The sequence below is a fragment of the Candidatus Pantoea gossypiicola genome, from assembly GCF_008632075.1.
GTDB classification, from domain to species: Bacteria; Pseudomonadota; Gammaproteobacteria; order Enterobacterales; family Enterobacteriaceae; genus Pantoea; species Pantoea gossypiicola.
Genome location: NZ_VWVM01000007.1, coordinates 50,276 through 69,904 on the forward strand (window position 1 = coordinate 50,276; position 19,629 = coordinate 69,904).

Consider the following 19,629-nt stretch of genomic DNA (forward strand, 5'->3'; position numbering starts at 1 on the left):
TCAGCCGTTAGGCTTCAGTAATTCAGCCGCCCCTGTTTCACCAGCCATTCGCGTGCCATAAACAGCGCACTGACATTGCGTGCCTCGCGGAAGTCGGGTTCGTCCAGCAGCGACAGCATATCGCTTAGCGGCCAGCGGTGGACAATCAGCGGCTCCGGCTCATCGCCTTCCAGCTTTTCAGCGTAGAGACCTTCCGCTATCACAATATTCATCTTGCTGGAAAAATAGGAGGGGGCCATGGTGAGCTTGCCCAGCGTGGTGAGCTGTTCGGCACCAAAACCCACCTCTTCTTTGAGTTCACGCACCGCCGCTTCATTCACGGTTTCACCTGCATCGATCAGCCCTTTAGGAAAACCCAGCTCGTAGGTTTCCAGTCCGACGGCATATTCCTGAATCAGGATCAGATGGTCATCGATAATCGGCACAATCATCACCGCTTCACGCTCAGAGGGCTTCATCCGCTCATAAACGCGATGCGCCCCATTGCTGAAAGCCAGATCGACCGACTCAATAGTGAATAACCGTGAACGTGCCACGGCGGTGATATTGAGGATGTCAGGTTTTTTTGGAGTTTTCATATCAGCCTCAAATTATTCTGCGCCGGCTATCTTGAGCGAATTAGCATACCTAACCACAGGCAATTGTGCGACAGTCACACAGTGCCGTTATCGTTGCACAGACTATAGCGATTGAATAACAGCCTTTGGTTATCAGTTAAGACTAAATTTGCATTAGTCAATATGCTGCGATAAGTTTCAGATAATACCGATATTTAATCCAGTCTGTGCCAGTTACCATTCGGACAAGGCAGGGTTTAACAAATGCCAGTCAGATATACGTTGGCACTATTTCATCGGGTGCCTGACTCCTCAGGGTTATATAATCTTCCGGAATGCCTCTTTTATAGTGAGCATAACCGGAGGCGAAAGTTTAAAGTGAAGGCAGCATTTTGGCTGAATTGAGCAGAGCATGAGCACAATCTTTATGATCCTGGCCATAGTGCTGACCTGTTCAATCCTGGCAGGTATTGGGTTCTGGTACGCTATGCGGCATCGCCCGCCGTTGGCGAAACCGCTGCCATTCATCAGTCCGCCCTGCCGCAAACTTTCTGCCCAGGAGCGTGAGGCGGTCGATAAATATGTCGCCGCGCTGGAAAAGCAGCCCCGTACCACGCTGACTACCGATAAGCGCAGCGCGCCTGAACGTCTGACACTCACGGCGCAGAGCAACAATGTCTATCCGGTTACCCGCGCCATTACCCGCTATGGCCTCTCAACTGACGATCCCCATAAATGGCGCTACTATCTGGATGAAGTTGAAGTTCATCTGCCGCCGCTGTGGGAACAGTACATTACCGACGAAAACTACGTTGAGTTAATCCGCACCCAATCTATTCCACTGGTGATCTCACTGAATGGTCACTCTCTGGTGGATTACGCCGTCGACCAGCAATCGCTGCCAACACTGATGCGCCCGGTGTCGACCAACGCCTCTATCCGCAAAGCAGAAACGGAAAACGTTGAACTGCTGCAGGTGCGCAAAGAGACAGCGGAAGAGTATCGGCTGTCGCGGCCAGACGGCACGCGTGAAGCGGTGATGATCTCCCTTGCCTTCTTACTCTTTTTCTTCAGCCTGTTAGTGCCCACCACACTGATGATCTGGCTGGTGCTGACGGGCGCAGTAGCGATCGCGGCCAGTCTGTGGCTGCTCTATCGCGTTCCCGGTGAGCGTGGACTGCGTGATATCCACTGCCTGCGCGGCGCGCCAAAGCGCTGGGGCCTGTTCAGCGAATCAAACCAGGAGCAGAGCAACATTACGCTGGGGATTATTGACCTGGCCTATCCCCCGCACTGGCAGCCCTATGTGGCACACGATCTCGGTCAGGTGACGGATGTTGAAATCTACCTCAACCGCCAGGTAGTGCGTCAGGGACGTTTCCTGTCGCTGCAGGATGAGGTCAAAAACTTCCCTATCCAGCGCTGGCGGAAAAACGTGGTGCTGGCCTGTGGTTCACTGATGGTGCTGACCATGCTGGTTACCTGGATCCCGCTTGGTATGCCGATTAAGCTCAGTCTGGCCTGGGCCAGAGGCACCGACAGTCTGGAGGTCAACAGCGTCGATAAGCTCAGCAGCGTGCCGCTGAATATTGGCGATAACCTCACAGTGAGTGGCACCGGCATGTGTTCCGTGCCGGACAACTACCAGAGCAACCGCAGTTACGCCTATATGCCGTTTGACTGCTCAGCGGTCTACTGGAATAACGCCACGCCCTTGCCACAGCCACAATCGGACATCATCGATAAAGCCGCCGCGCTGCTGGAGACCACCACAAAACAGCTGCATCCGGAAACCAATACCGATCCCAAACTCAATCCCCAACTGGCATCCGCGATTCAGAAATCAGGCATGATCCTGCTGGATGATTTTTCCGATCTGGTGATGAAAACGCAGGATCTCTGCAATCAGCCGCAGGACTGTATGCGCCTGAAAAATGCGCTGGTAAACCTGGGCAATGCCAAAGACTGGGAAGCGCTGATGCGCCGGGCAGATTCCGGTCAGCTAAACGGCATGAATGTGCTGCTGCGGCCGGTGAGCGCGGAAGCGCTGGAAAATCTGGTCAATACCGCCACCTCGACCTTCTTTTTCCGCGAAACCCGTCGTGCGGCAGAAAATCTCAACAGTCCACCGCCAGGGGGATTCCTGATCGTCAGCGACGAGGGTCGCCAGCTGGTGAATCAGCCACAGCCCACCGTGTCACTGTTTGATCTTGACCCACCGTCTCAATGGCGCGAGCTGCAACGTATTTCTGCCATGCTGCTGCATACGCCGTTCAGCGCCAGCGGCATCATTACTGGCATTTCTACCGATGCCAACGGCACACGTCACATCATGCTGCACAATGAACCGGATGCTATGGCGCAGTGGCGCTATCTCGGTACCGTATTGCTGCTGCTGGTGCTGCTGACCTGCGGCGTGATCAACGGGCTGCTGGCGCTGCGCCGCATGCACCGTAATCGCCAGCGCATGATTGATATCCAGCAATACTATGACAAGTGTTTCAACCATAACCTCAGCACTTTGCAGAGCGTGCGCTCGATATTCTGAGCCCTGCCCTTCTGTGCTACCCTGTCGCCCGGTTTTTTACAGGGTCTGACACTACAATGCTCAACTGGTCTGAGATTGATACCGTGCTGCTCGACATGGATGGCACGCTGCTGGATCTGGCATTCGATCGCCACTTCTGGCTGGAGCACGTCCCTGAACAGCTCAGCCAGCAACGCGACATCACCCGTGCAGCAGCCGACGCGATCATCACGGAAAAGTATCAGGCCGTCGCCCATACGCTAAACTGGTATTGTCTGGATTACTGGGCAGAGGCGCTGTCGATGGACATCCGTGCCATGACCTGGGGGATGCGCAGCCGGATTCGGCTGCGTGACGATACGCTGCCTTTTTTGCAGGCCCTGCGTCGCGCCGGAAAGTCCACGATTCTGTTGACCAACGCGCATCCTTTCAATCTGGACGTCAAACTGGCGCAGACAGGTTTAGCGCCGCACCTTGATTTATTACTTTCCACCCATACCTTTGGGTATCCGAAAGAAGACCCGCGTTTATGGCAGGCGGTACAACAGCACACCGGCTTTTCTGCGCCGCGCGCACTGTTTATCGATGACAGCGAAGTGATTCTGGATACGGCGAAGCGATGGGGCATCGGTGAGTGCTTAGGCGTGAAGAATCCCGATTCGGGTCGTCCTGAGCAAATCTTTCAGCGTCACCGCGCCACGGACGATTACCGGACGCTGATCTGAGTCAGGAGCAGCAATGAAAGAGAAAAGCAGCGAAGAGGTCCGTCTCGACAAGTGGCTGTGGGCGGCGCGCTTCTACAAAACCCGGGCGATGGCGCGGGAGATGATTGAAGGCGGCAAGGTGCATTACAACGGCCAGCGCAGCAAACCGGGCAAAGTGGTAGAGCTGAATGCGGAACTGACACTGCGTCAGGGCAATGATGAACGCACCGTGGTAGTGGCTGGCATCACCGCGCAGCGGCGTCCCGCCAGCGAGGCCCAGCAGCTCTATCGCGAAACCGATGCCAGCATTGAAAAACGCGAAAAAATGGCGCAGGCGCGCAAGATGAATGCGCTGACTATGCCCCATCCCGATCGGCGACCTGATAAAAAAGAGCGTCGCGATTTGATGAAGTTTAAATTATCGGGCGATGAATAACGCCGTCTTCGCTGACGCACCATCGCCCCGTTCCAGTGAGAGAAAAACTATGTCAGTCCAGGATCAACTGCACCGTTATCTGTTTGAAAATGCCGCCGTGCGCGGCGAGCTGGTGAACGTCTCTGACACCTGGCGTGAAACCGTGAAGAACCACGACTATCCGGCACCGGTTAAAACGCTGCTGGGTGAGATGCTGGTCGCCACCAGCCTGCTGACCGCCACGCTGAAGTTCGATGGCGAAATCACCGTGCAGTTGCAGGGTGACGGCCCGCTGTCGCTGGCGGTGATCAACGGTAACAATAATCAGGAACTGCGCGGCGTTGCACGTATCAAAGGCGACATCCCGGACGACAGCACCCTGAAAAGCATGGTCGGCAATGGCTATCTGGTGATCACCATCTCCCCTGAAAAGGGTGAGCGTTATCAGGGCGTGGTCGGGCTGGAAGGTGACACCCTGGCAGCGTGCCTGGAAGATTACTTCATGCGCTCAGAGCAGTTGCCCACGCGCCTGTTTATCCGCACCAGCGACAAAGGCGCTGCCGGTATTCTGTTGCAGGTACTGCCTGCGCAGGATACAGAGAAAGAGGTCTTCGAGCACCTGGCAACACTGACCGAAACCATTAAAACGGAAGAGCTGATCGATCTCCCTGCGAATGAAGCGCTCTGGCGTCTTTACCATCAGGAAGAGGTCACCTTTTACGATCCGCAGCCGGTGATCTACAAGTGCACCTGCTCGCGTGAACGCTGTGGCGAAGTGCTGACCACGCTGCCGCAGGAAGAAGTGGATGAGATCATCGCGGAAGATGGCAAAATCGACATGCACTGTGATTATTGCGGCTCAAACTACGTGTTTGACGCAGTAGACATTGCGGGCATCCGCAGCCACTCCCATGAAAATAACGACCGTCTGCACTGATTCATCGGGCGGCGTCTGCCGCCCCTTTTCCCTGCCCCTGCCTATCCCCATAATTTTTCAGACAAATTATCTTTTTTTACTTTCATAATATCTTTTAAACGTTCGAAACATAGCCTTAACGCGCCCTGAGTCGCATTTTTAGATCACTGCCCTTTTTCCCTCTTCGCAGAAGAGTAAACTGCGCGCGATCGTGCAAACGCCCGGACGCCTGGGGCAGATGCCCTGAATAGCCCGGTTATCTTTGCAGGCTGTCGTAACGACGCGCAGTAAACCGTCAGTGATTCACCGCACCCGATGCAACAGCCGGTGGCACGATCCCAACCTATCTCTGCTTTGCAGAACAGACACCGATTTAAGGAGCAGTAAAATGCGCGTTAACGGCCTGACCTCGCAAGACCTTGCCGCTTTGGGCATCGTGGATACCACGGAAGTGGTTTACAACCCTGATTACGACACGCTCTTTCAGGAAGAGACGCGCCCGGACCTCGAAGGTTTTGCACGTGGCACCCTGACGCAGAGCGGTGCGATTGCAGTAGACACCGGGATTTTCACCGGGCGATCGCCAAAGGATAAGTACATTGTGCGTGACGACACTACGCGCGATACCCTGTGGTGGAACGATCAGGGTACCGGTAAAAACGACAATCAGCCCCTGTCGCAGGAGACCTGGAACGCGCTGAAAAGCTGCGTTACCCGCCAGCTTTCCGGCAAGCGTCTGTTTGTGGTGGATGCGTTCTGTGGTGCCAATGCCGATTCACGTCTGAGCGTACGTTTCGTCACTGAAGTTGCCTGGCAGGCGCACTTCGTGAAAAACATGTTCATCCAGCCTACAGACGCTGAGCTGGCCGACTTCACGCCTGACTTTGTGGTGATGAACGGAGCCAAATGCACCAATCCGGACTGGCAGGCGCAGGGTCTGCACTCGGAGAACTTTGTTGCCTTCAATCTGACGGAACGCATGCAGCTGATTGGCGGCACCTGGTACGGCGGCGAGATGAAGAAAGGTCTGTTCGCCATCATGAACTACCTGCTGCCGCTGAAAGGCATTGCTTCAATGCACTGTTCAGCTAACGTCGGTAAAGCGGGTGATGTGGCGGTCTTCTTTGGTCTCTCCGGCACCGGCAAAACCACACTCTCCACCGATCCTGACCGCCAGTTGATCGGCGATGATGAGCACGGCTGGGACGATGATGGCGTGTTTAACTTTGAGGGCGGTTGCTACGCCAAAACCATCAACCTTTCTGAGCAGGCTGAGCCGGAGATCTACCGCGCCATTCGCCGCAATGCATTGCTGGAAAACGTGGTGGTGCGCAAAGATGGCAGCGTTGATTACGCCGACGGCAGCAAAACAGAGAACACCCGCGTCTCCTATCCGATTAATCACATCGACAATATCGTGCAGCCGGTCTCAAAAGCGGGCCACGCGAAGAAAGTGATTTTCCTGACCGCCGATGCGTTTGGCGTGCTGCCACCGGTATCACGTCTGACACCGGAACAAACGCAGTATCATTTCCTGTCAGGCTTCACCGCCAAACTGGCGGGTACCGAGCGTGGCGTCACTGAGCCGACCCCGACCTTCTCCGCCTGTTTTGGCGCGGCATTCCTGACGCTGCATCCGACGCAATACGCTGAAGTGCTGGTGAAGCGGATGGAGGCGTCCGGTGCACAGGCTTACCTGGTGAATACCGGCTGGAACGGCAGTGGCAAACGCATCTCACTGAAGAATACCCGCGCCATTATCAATGCGATCCTGGCGGGTGAGCTGGATGATGCACCGACAGAAACGCTGCCAATCTTTAATCTGCAGATGCCGGTTGCGCTGGGCGAGCTGGACAGTGACACGCTCGATCCGCGTCGTAGCTGGGAGAGCGAAGAGAAGTGGACCGCTGCCGCCGAAGGTCTGGCACAGCGCTTTATTGATAACTTCGATAAGTATACGGATAACGCCGCAGGTGCTGCGCTGGTGAAAGCTGGCCCGCAACGCTAAAAGAACCGGCGCGGCAGTGATACTGCCGCGCCGCTTTTTATCAGCCAGACACGCTATTGCTGCTGTTATTGTGGCTCAGCGCCATCGTTTCCACTAACGGCAACCAGGCACGAATACGTAACCCGCCGCGTTCGCTCTCGCCAATCTCCAGCGAGCCCTGATGGGCATCAATGATACGCTGCACAATCGCCAGACCCAGACCGGTCCCGCTGGTGCTGCGGGCGCTGTCGCCCCGCACAAAAGGCTGGAACAGATGCGCCAGCTGATCCGGCTTGATACCAGGACCGTCATCTTCTACCTGGAACCAGGCACGATGCAGTTCCCGTCCGCTACTGACTTTTATCCAGCCATTGCCGTATCGCGCGGCGTTGACTACCAGGTTAGCCAGTGCGCGCTTAATCGACAGCGGATTGATATCCAGCATTAACTCTTCCGGCATCACCGCATTTTCGATTTCACGCTCATAGCCGCTTTCAGCTGCCACGACTTCGCCCAGCACGCTGTTAAGATCTGCGCGCTCGGTCTGCATCTCCTGACCGGTACGCAGGTAGTCAATGAACTGTTCAATGATGGCGTTGCACTCTTCGATATCTTTATTAATCGATTCGGCCAGATAGCCATCCTGCTCACTCATCATCTCGGTGGCGAGACGAATGCGGGTCAGCGGCGTACGCAGATCGTGGCTGACGCCCGCCATTAACAGCGTACGGTCATCCGCCAGCTGCTTCACCCCGGCCGCCATCTGATTAAAGGCACGGGTCACCGATCGCACTTCTGACGCGCCATACTCACGCAGCGGCGGCGGAATAATCCCGCGTCCGACCTGCAAAGCGGCGTGCTCCAGATCCACCAGGGGCCGGTTCTGGATGCGGATAAAGAGCCAGGCTCCGCCTATCGCCAGCAGCATGATCGCCAGGGTATAGCGGAACAGCGGTGAGAAGTCGCCCTGATGAATCTCTGTCAGCGGCACCCGCACCCAGATATCGGGCGACAGCCAGGTTTTCAGCCAGACCACCGGCGAGTTTTTATTCACCTCCACCCGGACATCGGTCGGACCGCCGAGCTGCTGCCCCATCTGCTCGCTCAGGAATTCATAATGCTGCGCCCAACGCAATCCGCTCTCCTCTGCTGCTGCATTGGTGTAGAGCGAGATCCCCAGTTCGCGGTAGATTTCCCGGCGAAACGCCGGGGGCACTTCCAGCTGCGTGCCATCTTCCAGCTGCAACCGGTCGGTCATCAGCATACGAACTTCGTAAGCGAGCACCTTATTGAACTGTTGCAGACTGGGAAGAATGGCGAAGTTCAGCACCACCAGATAGGTCGTCACCAGGCTGACGAACAGCAGGGTAACGATCAGCAGCAGGGTGCGGGCAAACGAACTCCGTGGCGAGAAGCGCAGTCGCTTCATGCTTTACTGCCGTCCGGCACAAAGACGTAGCCCAGCCCCCAGACGGTCTGGATATAACGCGGATGCGCAGGATCCTCTTCCACCATACGACGCAGGCGGGAGATCTGGACATCGATCGAACGTTCCATGGCGCTGTATTCACGGCCACGCGCCAGGTTCATCAGTTTGTCACGGGACAGCGGCTCACGCGGGTGGCTTACCAGCGCTTTCAGCACTGCAAACTCACCGCTGGTCAGCGGCATCGGCTCATCTTCACGGAACATCTCGCGGGTGCCGAGGTTAAGTTTGAATTTACCGAAGGCAATAATCGCCTCTTCCTGCGACGGTGCGCCTGGCAGTTCATTAGCCTGACGGCGCAGCACCGCGCGGATACGCGCCAGCAGCTCACGCGGATTGAAAGGCTTGGGAATGTAGTCGTCAGCGCCAATCTCCAGCCCCACGATACGGTCCACCTCTTCGCCCTTGGCGGTCACCATAATAATCGGCATCGGGTTGCTCTGACTGCGCAGACGACGGCAGATAGAAAGGCCATCTTCGCCCGGCAACATCAGGTCGAGTACCATCAGATGAAAGGATTCACGGGTTAACAGACGATCCATCTGCTCGGCATTAGCGACACTGCGCACCTGAAAGCCCTGCTCGGTGAGATAGCGTTCAAGCAGTGCACGCAGACGCATATCATCATCGACGACCAGAATTTTGTAGTTCTCTTGCATTTTCAACTCCCAAAGGCGCTATTGCCTGAGCCAACATTGTTAAAAAAAGATGCCTTATAGTGACAGTCATTATTGGTTTATATTCTAGCCAAAATTGTTACAAAGCATATTAAACAGGAGCTTATATTTGAATTAAGGCGATTGTGGGGTCTTTTTAACATGTTTACCTCCGCCTGGCTTCTGATACGGCAAATCTGAAAAAATGACCCTGTTTCTCTGTATCGCTGGCGTCAGAAGCGAGCCAGTTTTTAATCGATGAATCAATTCAGTGAGTTAGCAGATAATTTGACTTAATAATCAGCCATCACTGTAGATAAACTCCAGATAATCTATCTCAACAGCGAAGCGGCAGCATAATATTCCAGTAAACCTGCCTGACGCCTCATGCTCATCTCGGATTAGTTTCAGCAACACGCTCAGCAAGGCCAGTTTAAATTAAAGTCCTTTAAATCAATCAGTAAAGCCAACTTTTCGCCCCTCTCGTTTTGAACCAGACTCCTCTGGCAACATTCGATGTCTCAACGGGGAATACACAATGAAAAAAACAATTTTACTGCTGAGCGCGCTGGCATTAAGCAGCGTCAGCCCAGGTTATGCTGCCACAGCAACCGGTGAAGCCGCCGGCGCAGCAGCGACAACCACTGCAAAAGGTAACTCTGACGCCATCGGTGTAGGTGCAGTCGCAGCCCTGCTGGGCGTTGCGCTGGCCACTATGGGCGGCGGCGGCGGTGACGGTCACAGCACCGGCACCTCGACCACTACGGCGACTCACGCCGGAAAATAAGTTTAAGCACCCTGCTGGCTTCAGATTACTGGTTTCATTTTGCATCACAGCATTAACCCTTTCGCCGCCGGGGAAATCAACGTGGGTTTTAGCCTTTAAAAACCCTTTCCCCGACTCTTTTTTGCCGTGCCCTCTTTGCCTTACACTGTCGCTCCTGAGATCTCTGTGGCCGGTATAGCATGAAAACCCGACTTATTACCCGCGAAGGCTTCGATAAGCTGAAAGCGGAACTCGACTATTTATGGCGTGAAGAGCGACCGGAAGTGACGAAAAAAGTCACCTGGGCTGCCAGTCTTGGCGATCGCAGTGAAAATGCCGATTATCAGTACAACAAAAAACGGCTGCGCGAAATTGACCGCCGCGTTCGCTATCTGACCAAAAGTCTTGAACAGCTCCGTATTGTTGACTATTCACCCCAGCAGGATGGCAAAGTCTTCTTTGGTGCCTGGGTAGAAATTGAAAACGATGAGGGCGACCTCAAACGCTTCCGCATTGTGGGCTACGATGAGATTTTTGGCCGCAAAGATTACATCTCTATCGACTCCCCCATGGCGCGGGCGCTGCTGAAAAAAGAGGTTGGCGATGCCGCCACCGTTGAGACGCCAGTGGGTCCGGCACTGTGGTATGTCAACGCGATTGACTACCCGCAATAACGATTCAGATTATCGCTGAAAGCCGCCCGTGTCTCTGGCAATTTTGATTATCAATCCGTATAACTGTCGGCTATTTCTCAACCCGGAAAGCAAGACAGTCCTGATGATGAAAGTTCTGAGCCAGATAATTGCCAGTGAGCTACAGGCGCGACCAGAGCAGGTTGACGCCGCCGTTCGCCTGTTAGATGAAGGGAATACCGTGCCGTTTATTGCACGCTATCGTAAAGAGGTAACCGGCGGCCTGGATGATACCCAACTCCGCCAGCTGGAAACCCGCCTCAGCTATCTGCGTGAACTTGAAGAGCGACGCCAGTCGATTCTGAAGTCGATTGACGATCAGGGAAAACTGACTGACGACCTCGCCCGCGCCATCAATACCACCCTCAGCAAAACCGAGCTTGAAGACCTCTACCTGCCCTACAAACAGAAACGCCGCACGCGTGGACAGATCGCGATTGAAGCAGGTCTGGAACCCCTGGCGGACACTCTGTGGCAGGATCCGTCGCACACCCCTGAGCAGCTGGCTGAGCAGTATGTCGATGCTGATAAAGGCGTCGCCGACGTCCGTGCCGCGCTGGATGGTGCCCGCTACATCCTGATGGAGCGTTTCGCTGAAGATGCGGCGCTGCTGGCCAAAGTCCGTAACTACCTGTGGAAAAATGCCCACCTGGTCTCACGTGTAGTGGAAGGCAAAGAGGAAGCGGGCGCGAAGTTCCGTGACTACTTTGATCATCACGAAGCGCTGAGCACCGTGCCGTCGCATCGTGCGCTGGCGATGCTGCGTGGCCGCAACGAAGGTGTGCTGCAACTCTCACTGAATGCCGATCCGCAGTTTGATGAAGCACCGCGTGAAAGCCACGGCGAAACCCTGATTGCTGAACACCTGAACCTGCGCCTGAATAACGCCCCTGCCGACAGCTGGCGTAAAGCCGTCGTGAGCTGGACGTGGCGCATCAAGGTAATGCTGCATCTGGAAACCGAACTGATGGGTACGGTGCGTGAGCGTGCAGAAGATGAAGCGATCAACGTTTTTGCCCGCAACCTGCACGACCTGCTGATGGCAGCCCCGGCTGGGATGCGTGCCACCATGGGACTGGATCCCGGCCTGCGTACCGGCGTTAAAGTCGCTGTGGTCGATGCCACCGGTAAACTCGTGGCGACCGATACCGTTTATCCACACACCGGACAGACCGCCAAAGCGGCTGCCGCTGTTGCCGCGCTCTGCATTAAGCATCAGGTCGAGCTGGTGGCAATTGGCAACGGCACCGCTTCACGTGAAACCGAGCGTTTCTTCCTGGATCTGCAGCAACAGTTCCCACAGGTCACGGCACAGAAAGTGATTGTCAGTGAAGCTGGCGCATCGGTCTACTCAGCCTCTGAACTGGCGGCGCTGGAATTTCCGGACCTTGATGTTTCGCTGCGCGGCGCGGTGTCGATTGCCCGCCGTCTGCAGGATCCGCTGGCCGAGCTGGTGAAAATCGATCCGAAATCAATCGGTGTCGGTCAGTATCAGCATGATGTCAGCCAGAGCCAGCTGGCGAAGAAACTCGACGCTGTAGTCGAGGATTGCGTGAACGCCGTCGGCGTTGACCTTAACACCGCCTCGGTGCCACTGCTGACCCGCGTCGCAGGCCTGACGCGCATGATGGCGCAGAACATTGTCGGCTGGCGTGATGAGCATGGCCGCTTCCAGAACCGCCAGCAGTTGCTGAAAGTCAGCCGTCTTGGGCCAAAAGCCTTTGAACAGTGTGCGGGCTTCCTGCGCATCAACCACGGCGATAACCCGCTCGACGCCTCCACGGTCCACCCGGAAGCCTATCCGGTGGTCGAGCGCATTCTGGCCGCTACCGAACAGGCGCTGAGCGACCTGATGGGTAATGCGGGCAGCCTGCGCAATCTCAGCCCGCGCGATTTCATTGATGAACGTTTTGGTTTGCCGACCGTCACCGACATTATGAAAGAGCTGGAGAAGCCGGGCCGCGATCCCCGTCCTGAGTTCAAAACCGCGCAGTTTGCAGAAGGCGTGGAAACACTGAACGATCTGACGCCGGGCATGATCCTCGAAGGTGCCGTCACCAACGTCACCAACTTCGGTGCGTTTGTGGATATTGGCGTGCATCAGGATGGCCTGGTTCATATCTCGTCGCTTTCAGACCGCTTTGTGGAAGATCCACATCAGGTGGTGAAAGCGGGCGATATCGTCAAAGTGAAAGTGATGGAAGTCGATCTCCAGCGCAAACGTATTGCCCTGACCATGCGTCTTGATGAGCAACCGGGCGAAGGCAATGCCCGTGGTGGCGCGAGAAACACCGCCCCGCGCGAAGAGAAACGTCCGGCCGCCGGTAAAGGCCGTCCACGTCCGGTTACTTCCTCAGCGGGTAATAGCGCGATGGGTGATGCGCTGGCCGCGGCATTCGGTAAAAAACGCTAAGCTTTTCAGGGAGCCACATCTGGCCCCCTTTTCCCTCCCTCTCCCCCGGTTGAAAATCCCCATCATCGCGCTACGCTAAAAAGACGCCTGTCATAAAAACAACACCTGCTGTGGCACCCAATTCACAATGGAAACGATCACCGATCTGATTGAGAAGATTTATGCTGGCACATTCCCGGAGGCGACCTTTGCGCGCCTGCAGGCTGACATCGCTACCGCCCGCGAGACGATTAAGCTGCCCCGTAAGGCACACTGGGATGAACAGGATGTGGTGCTGATCACCTACGCCGATCAGTTTCGGGAAGCCGGTAAACCCACGCTCAGCACCTTTTCCCGTTTCTATCAGCAGCATCTGCAATCCACGTTTCCGCTGGTTCACCTGCTGCCCTTTTTCCCCTGGTCGTCCGATGACGGCTTTTCGGTGATTGATTACCATCAGGTCGATCCGCAGTGCGGCGACTGGCAGGATATTGCGCGACTGCATCAGGAAACCCGGCTGATGTTTGACTTCGTCTGCAACCACATGTCGTCGCAGAGCGCCTGGTTTAGCCACTTTCTGGCGCAGGATCCCGGCTGGGACGATTTCTTTATCAGCATGCCGCCCGCCACCGATCTCAGTGCCGTCACGCGACCGCGCACTTCGCCGCTGCTGACGCCGTTTAAGATAGCCGATGGCGACACCCGCTTTATCTGGACCACCTTCAGCGCCGACCAGATAGACCTTAACTTTGCCAATCCTGAGGTGTTGCTGCGCATGGTTAACGTGCTGCTCGACTACCTGATCCGTGGCGCTGACTATGTACGTCTCGATGCGGTCGGCTATATGTGGAAAACGCCCGGCACGCGCTGTATTCATCTGGAAAAAACCCATCAGCTGGTGAAGCTGTTTCGCGCCATTGCCGACCATGTCGCGCCTGGGACGGTGATTATCACTGAGACCAACGTGCCGCATCAGGACAACATCAGTTATCTGGGCAACGGGCACGATGAGGCACAGATGGTCTATCAGTTTTCACTGCCGCCGCTGGTCCTGCACGCCATTCATACCGGATCGGCGCGCGCGCTGCGGCAGTGGGCCAGTTCGCTGGATCTCAGCAGCAACGACACCACCTTCTTCAACTTTCTGGCATCACACGATGGCATCGGGCTGAATCCAGCGCGCGGCATTTTGTCTGAAGTAGAGATTGTGGCGCTGGTGCGCGATCTGGCACTGGAAGGTGCGCTCGTCTCCTATAAAAACAATCCTGACGGCACCACCAGCCCCTATGAAATCAACGTCACCTATCTGGATGCGTTAAATAGCGAAGCTGACGATGACGCCACGCGACTGAAACGCTTTTTGCTGGCCCATGCGATTCTGCTGGTCTTTCCTGGCGTACCGGCTATCTATATCCAGAGCATTCTGGGCGGTCGTAACTATTATGATGGCGTGCGGGCAGCCGGGCATAACCGGGCCATTAACCGGCAGAAGTATGATTTGCAGCAGATTGAGTCGGCGCTGGCAGGCGGTGACTGGCTGCGTCAGCAGGTCTACACCCGCCTTGGGCAGTTGATTCAGTTACGGCGTCGCCAGCCTGCGTTTCATCCTGATAATCCGATGACGATCTTTGACAGCGAAAACGCCCTGCTGGTGCTCAGCCGTCATCAGCCGGAGAGCGGCGACGGGCTGCTGTGCGTGTTTAATCTCAGTGGACGGTCAGTAATGACGCAGCTGCCGGTGGCGCATACGTTGCAGGATGTGGTAAGCGGAGAGAAAATTGATGGCACCCAGCCGGTTAAGCTGGATGCCTGGCAGTTCATGTGGCTACGTTAATTACTTGTAGACTTCAGCGGTAGCGCTGAATTTACCGTGTTCGCGACCCGCGATCACCAGGTAATATTTACCGCCTTTCTCGTCAGCAAGCTTAGACAGCACTTTTTTAGCATCCATTGGCGAGGTGGTTTCCGCCGTGGTGTTAACGGTGCCAATCTTCTGCAGGTTCATTGTCTTAACTTCTTCTTTGGTGACTTCTTTCGCTGCCATCGCAGAAAATGAAATCGCGCCCATCATCATTGAAGCCACAACCCATTTAAAAACCTTCATTATGTTTACCCTCATTCATGATCCATTGTGAGATGTAAGCAGCCGCTAAACGCGTAAGGCAGTATGGAACGGCATAGTCATTTCCGTGACTAATCACATAAAATTGCAGCGGCCTTGCTCACAGAGAGAAGTATTGCTGCTGTCAGCGATTTTGCCAATATAAAGCAGCACTATCCCGGTAAATTACTGATAAAATTAACAATATGCTGACATAAGTTGTCAGGATGGGAAATAAAAGGTGCATGCGCTGCTTTTTCGATAACGACCGAAGGCGAATCTGGCAACATTTCATCAATCTCAGCGGCTATCCGGCGCGGCACCAGCCCATCCAGCGCCCCGTAGAGTCGCAGGAACGGCAGCCTGATTTGCGGTAGCGCGTCGCGCAGATCGACCTGGCGCAGGATCTCCAGACCGCCATCCAGTACCGCCACCTCCGGCATCGGTTGTGACAGCACCACCTCTTTCAGGTGTCGCGCATCAGCACGCGCGGTTTCGGTGCCCAGCGTCTGCAGCGCCAGAAAGCGCTCCACCGTGCGCTGGAAATCGTTGCTGAGCATCTGCTGGAAGTTCTGCAGCGTCTCCGGTTTAATGCCGGGCCAGTTCCCGGTGGCAGTGAAACAGGGTGACGACGCCACGGTAATCAGTGCAGCCAGCTTTTCTGGCGCTGTCAGCGCAAGCTGCGTTGCCACCAGTCCGCCCAGCGACCAGCCCACCACAATCGCCTGCGGTGGCAGCAAAGGCAGTAACTCTTCTGCCATCTGCGCCAGCGTCAGTGCACCAAAATCACCGCTGCGGCCATAACCCTGCAGATCGACCAGATGCAGGCGATAGTGCGTACTGAGTCGCGGAATAATGCTTTGCCAGACTTCGGCGTTCAGTCCCCATCCGTGCAGCAGCACAAGATCGCGTTTTCCTTCCCCGCAGGTGTGCCAGTAGAGCGACGTCATCAGTTACTATCCCGAAATTGATAAGGAGGTCGCTATGCTAGCAATGCCCACCCTGTGTTGGCTATGCCGGATGCCGTTACGGATAGCCCGGCACGGCATCTGCAGCTTATGCCTGCGCGGATTACCGCCGTTGCCATTGCTCTGCCCGCGCTGCGGATTACCGGCAGGCTCAGCAAAAGTCGCCTGTGGCCGCTGCCAGCTTAAACCGCCTGCCTGGCAGGCACTGGTCTGCGTCAATGACTACTGTTCCCCGTTCAGCCAGTGGGTTAATCAGCTTAAGTTTTCTCACATAACCGCACTCAGGGTGATGCTGGCGCGGCTGCTTTTGCTAAGCTGGCTGAATGCTTACCGGCGCGGAAGTGTGCCGCGTCCCGATCTGCTGCTGCCGGTTCCGCTGCATCAGCGACGACGCTGGCAGCGTGGCTTTAATCAGACGGTACTGCTGGCCGCTCCGCTGGCGGACTGGCTGGGCTGTGAATGGCATGAAGGGCTTTCGCGCAGGCGAAGGGGTGCACTACAGCATCAGCTCAACGCCCGACAGCGCCGCACCAACTTACGCGGTGCCTTTCGCCTTGAAATGGCGGTGCAGGGACGCCATATCGCCCTGCTGGATGACGTCATTACGACCGGCAGTACCGTAGATGAAATCAGTCGTCTGTTACTTGCGCAGGGCGCGGCCAGCGTGCAGGTCTGGTGCCTGTGCCGTACCTTGTAGAGCGTCATTGATGGGCGTATTATAACCAACTAAATTAGTCAACTATTGAGCAATCGACATGATCCGAATTACTGACTCTGCCCAGGAACATTTTTCTAAACTGCTATCCAAACAAGAAGATGGCACCCAGATTCGCGTATTCGTGATTAACCCGGGTACGCCAACAGCCGAGTGTGGCGTCTCTTACTGTCCGCCCGATGCGGTTGAAGCGACTGACACCGAACTGAAGTTCGAAAAGCTCTCTGCCTACGTTGATGAGCTGAGCAAGCCCTATCTGGAAGATGCGGAAATCGACTTCGTTACCGACAATCTCGGTTCACAGCTGACGCTGAAAGCGCCGAATGCCAAGATGCGTAAAGTCTCGGATGATGCGCCAATGGTTGAGCGCGTAGAGTATCTGCTGCAGGCACAGATCAACCCACAGCTGGCCGGCCACGGTGGCCGCGTGTCGCTGATGGAGATCACTGACGATGGCTACGCTATTCTGCAGTTTGGCGGCGGCTGTAACGGCTGTTCGATGATCGACGTGACCCTGAAAGACGGTATTGAGAAAGAGCTGCTGGCTGCCTTCCCGGAACTGAAAGGCGTGCGCGATATTACCGAGCATCAGCGCGGCGAACACTCGTTCTACTGATGATAAAGCGCGGCAGCCTGACTGCCGCGCTATTTTTAAAGCTCTTCTTATTTCTCTTTCTTTCCTGACTGACGCTGCTGGCTGACCACCTTCAGCAGTGCATTCACTTCCTTATCCGCAAAGATCTCCTCCAGCGTTTTGCTTAGCTTGCGTCGCCAGTTCGGATACTGATCCACGGTGCCCGGCACGTTCACCGGCGTGGTCATGCCGAGCCAGTCCTCCGGTTGCAGGCCCAGCAGCGCACTGTCGGTATCCGCCAGGAAGCGATGAATCGCGCGGTTCAATGCAGGCGTCATAGCCAGCTTCTCTGCCTTCTTCTGACTGCGTGCCGGTAAGGCACCCGCCTGATGCAGCGCATCCAGCAGCGCCTGCTTCTGCGCGGCACGCTGCTGATGTAATGCTTTCACCGCATCGCCCGGATAAAGACCCAGCTTCTCGCCCAGTTCCAGGTCGCCCTGCTCCCAGAAGCCGGTCAGCGTCGGCAGATCATGCGTACTGGCGCTGGCGATAGACTGACGCGGGTAGTCCTGCGGCGCGCGATAGCGTTCATCTTTCTCCTGCTCAAACCAGAGCACCTTCCATGAAAAGACACCGCTTTTGCGCAGCAGGCTGACGATCTCCTGAGGCACGGTGCCAAGGTCTTCTCCAATCACCATACAGCGCAGCCGGTGGCTCTCCAGCGCCAGGATAGCCAGCAGATCGTTGACCGGATAGGCTACATAAGCGCCTTTATCCGCCGTCTCTCCGGCTGGCACCCACCACAGACGCAGCAGCGACATGACATGGTCGATACGCAACGCGCCGCAGTCACGCATGTTGGCGCGCAGCATGTCGATAAAGGGCTGATAAGCGCGCGCCTGCATCACATGCGGATCCATCGGCGGTAAGCCCCAGTTTTGTCCCAGCGGCCCCAGACGGTCAGGCGGTGCGCCCACCGAGGCCTTGAGGCGATAAAGCTCCGGGTCGTGCCAGGTCTCCGCACTGCCTTCCGCCACGCCCACCGCAAGGTCACGGTAGAGACCGACGCTCATGCCCAGCGCCTGACTGTGCGCCCAGCAGCCTGAGAACTGCTGCTGCGCCAGCCATTGCAGCCACTGCCAGAAGGCGATCTCCTCTTCATGCTGCTCACACCATTGCTGCACTTCCGGTGACCGACTGTTGCGCCACGCCTCTGGCCAGGCAGGCCAGCCGCCCTGCTGCGACTTGTCCGCCTGCCGCGCCAGCTGAATGCCGTCATAGGCAGCCTGATAACGCAGGCTGTCACCGCCTTCACGCACAAAGGCCGCAAAGGAGTGAGGCTCTTCGCTCTGGCTGTCACGCGTCTGAAAGTGTGTCCAGGCGTGGCGCAGCGCCGCCAGCTTCAGCGCCATCACAGTTTCATAGTCGACCCGCTCTGCCTCACGCGCTTTGGTCAATGCCTTTTGGGTTTTAGCGCTTTTCCACCACTTCTGCGCCGCCGCGCTTTGCTGAAAATCGGCCACCTGACTGACGTCGATATAGATGATGTTCAGCCAGCGGCGCGATGACGGACTATACGGACTGGCAAAACCGGGGCTGGCAGGATAGAGCGCATGCAGCGGATTCAGCCCGACGAAATCGCCGCCGCGCTCAGCCAGTTTTACCAGCAGATGGTCGAGATCGCCGAAGTCACCGATGCCCCAGTTCTGTTCAGAGCGCACGGTATAAAGCTGAACCAGTGCACCCCAGCGTTTTTCCCCCGCCTCCAGCGCCGGAGGCAGATAGCAGCGCCGCGGCGCGACAATAATCTGCGTCTGCCAGCTTTTCTTTCCTTTAGTGAGCGTCAGCTGGTGATAACCCTGGGTCAGCGGTCCCGGCAGTGTAAAAGGCTCACCGGCGGTTAACTCGCCGCTGTGCTGTTTGCCCTTTTCGGTCTGCAATTGCCAGTGGTAAGTGCCACTGCCCTGAGGCGTCAGCTGTCGCTTACTGCTGCCGCTGAACACCGCGACCGGCGGCAGCGGGGATTTGCTGGCCTTCTGCGGTTCTGCCATCACCGCCAGCAGCGCGCGTTTGGTCTCATCGCTGACGGCCTCTTTCCTGCCGTTAACGTCGATGTAATCCAGTGAAATGCCTGCGGCACGGGCGGCCTGATCGAGTGAATTTTGCTTCATTG

The 19,629-nt window shown here is 56.2% G+C and carries 17 protein-coding genes; 11 read left to right on the plus strand and 6 right to left on the minus strand.

Translation table 11 applies throughout. The annotated features are described in order from the left end of the window. Positions 1–14: 14 nt before the first annotated feature. Entirely contained in the window at positions 15–578 is a 564-nt protein-coding gene (gene nudE / locus F3I20_RS10865; RefSeq protein WP_150011092.1) for an ADP compounds hydrolase NudE, read from the minus strand. A gap of 391 nt (positions 579–969) precedes the next feature. On the opposite strand from nudE, the gene F3I20_RS10870 reads away from it, so the two are divergent. The 5 genes from F3I20_RS10870 to pckA all read left to right on the plus strand — a co-directional run bounded on the left by F3I20_RS10870 (position 970) and on the right by pckA (position 7,127). After that, complete coding sequence (locus tag F3I20_RS10870) at positions 970–3,105, plus strand: intracellular growth attenuator family protein (RefSeq protein ID WP_150011094.1); 2,136 nt, start codon at positions 970–972, stop codon at positions 3,103–3,105. A 56-nt stretch (positions 3,106–3,161) separates the two neighbouring features. Next, positions 3,162–3,809 (plus strand): GMP/IMP nucleotidase, encoded by a 648-nt coding sequence (gene yrfG, locus F3I20_RS10875; protein ID WP_150011096.1) that lies wholly within the window; start codon positions 3,162–3,164, stop codon positions 3,807–3,809. A gap of 13 nt (positions 3,810–3,822) precedes the next feature. Further along, the gene (gene hslR, locus F3I20_RS10880) at positions 3,823–4,224 is read left to right on the plus strand and encodes a ribosome-associated heat shock protein Hsp15 (protein ID WP_033734209.1); all 402 of its coding nucleotides are present in this window, start codon (positions 3,823–3,825) and stop codon (positions 4,222–4,224) included. A gap of 49 nt (positions 4,225–4,273) precedes the next feature. Continuing rightward, positions 4,274–5,140: an Hsp33 family molecular chaperone HslO gene (hslO, locus tag F3I20_RS10885; RefSeq protein WP_150037541.1), complete on the plus strand. Its 867-nt coding sequence runs from the start codon at positions 4,274–4,276 to the stop codon at positions 5,138–5,140. 367 nt (positions 5,141–5,507) lie between these two features. Further along, a complete protein-coding gene (gene pckA, locus F3I20_RS10890; protein WP_150011100.1) occupies positions 5,508–7,127 on the plus strand; it encodes a phosphoenolpyruvate carboxykinase (ATP) in 1,620 nt (539 codons plus the stop codon). Between the two features lie 40 nt (positions 7,128–7,167). Here the strand turns inward: pckA and envZ are convergent, their stop codons facing one another. Both envZ and ompR read right to left on the minus strand, forming a co-directional pair. Beyond that, positions 7,168–8,535: a two-component system sensor histidine kinase EnvZ gene (envZ, locus tag F3I20_RS10895; RefSeq protein WP_150011102.1), complete on the minus strand. Its 1,368-nt coding sequence runs from the start codon at positions 8,533–8,535 to the stop codon at positions 7,168–7,170. Beyond that, the gene (ompR, locus tag F3I20_RS10900; RefSeq protein WP_003853014.1) at positions 8,532–9,251 is read right to left on the minus strand and encodes an osmolarity response regulator transcription factor OmpR; all 720 of its coding nucleotides are present in this window, start codon (positions 9,249–9,251) and stop codon (positions 8,532–8,534) included. Before ompR ends, envZ begins: the two co-directional genes overlap by 4 nt. A 535-nt stretch (positions 9,252–9,786) precedes the next feature. On the opposite strand from ompR, the gene yjbE reads away from it, so the two are divergent. The 4 genes from yjbE to F3I20_RS10920 all read left to right on the plus strand — a co-directional run bounded on the left by yjbE (position 9,787) and on the right by F3I20_RS10920 (position 14,932). After that, positions 9,787–10,035 (plus strand): exopolysaccharide production protein YjbE, encoded by a 249-nt coding sequence (gene yjbE / locus F3I20_RS10905; protein WP_150011104.1) that lies wholly within the window; start codon positions 9,787–9,789, stop codon positions 10,033–10,035. A gap of 179 nt (positions 10,036–10,214) precedes the next feature. Next, positions 10,215–10,688, plus strand: coding sequence for a transcription elongation factor GreB (gene greB, locus F3I20_RS10910; protein WP_003853016.1), 474 nt, complete (start codon positions 10,215–10,217; stop codon positions 10,686–10,688). A 103-nt stretch (positions 10,689–10,791) separates the two neighbouring features. Continuing rightward, positions 10,792–13,119, plus strand: a complete 2,328-nt coding sequence (locus tag F3I20_RS10915; RefSeq protein ID WP_150011106.1) for a Tex family protein — start codon at positions 10,792–10,794, stop codon at positions 13,117–13,119. A 127-nt stretch (positions 13,120–13,246) separates the two neighbouring features. After that, complete coding sequence (locus F3I20_RS10920; protein ID WP_150011108.1) at positions 13,247–14,932, plus strand: sugar phosphorylase; 1,686 nt, start codon at positions 13,247–13,249, stop codon at positions 14,930–14,932. Here F3I20_RS10920 and F3I20_RS10925 read toward each other — a convergent pair whose 3' ends face one another. Further along, a complete protein-coding gene (locus F3I20_RS10925) occupies positions 14,933–15,202 on the minus strand; it encodes a YdgH/BhsA/McbA-like domain containing protein (RefSeq protein ID WP_003853019.1) in 270 nt (89 codons plus the stop codon). Positions 15,203–15,372: 170 nt separating this feature from the next. Continuing rightward, positions 15,373–16,149 (minus strand): pimeloyl-ACP methyl ester esterase BioH, encoded by a 777-nt coding sequence (bioH, locus tag F3I20_RS10930; RefSeq protein ID WP_150037542.1) that lies wholly within the window; start codon positions 16,147–16,149, stop codon positions 15,373–15,375. A 34-nt stretch (positions 16,150–16,183) separates the two neighbouring features. Between bioH and gntX the strand changes: the two genes are divergently transcribed. Both gntX and nfuA read left to right on the plus strand, forming a co-directional pair. After that, entirely contained in the window at positions 16,184–16,864 is a 681-nt protein-coding gene (gene gntX, locus F3I20_RS10935) for a DNA utilization protein GntX (RefSeq protein WP_150011112.1), read from the plus strand. A gap of 58 nt (positions 16,865–16,922) precedes the next feature. Further along, positions 16,923–17,498 (plus strand): Fe-S biogenesis protein NfuA, encoded by a 576-nt coding sequence (gene nfuA / locus F3I20_RS10940; protein ID WP_009087718.1) that lies wholly within the window; start codon positions 16,923–16,925, stop codon positions 17,496–17,498. A gap of 47 nt (positions 17,499–17,545) precedes the next feature. Here nfuA and malQ read toward each other — a convergent pair whose 3' ends face one another. Beyond that, entirely contained in the window at positions 17,546–19,627 is a 2,082-nt protein-coding gene (gene malQ, locus F3I20_RS10945) for a 4-alpha-glucanotransferase (RefSeq protein ID WP_150011114.1), read from the minus strand. Positions 19,628–19,629: the final 2 nt, after the last annotated feature.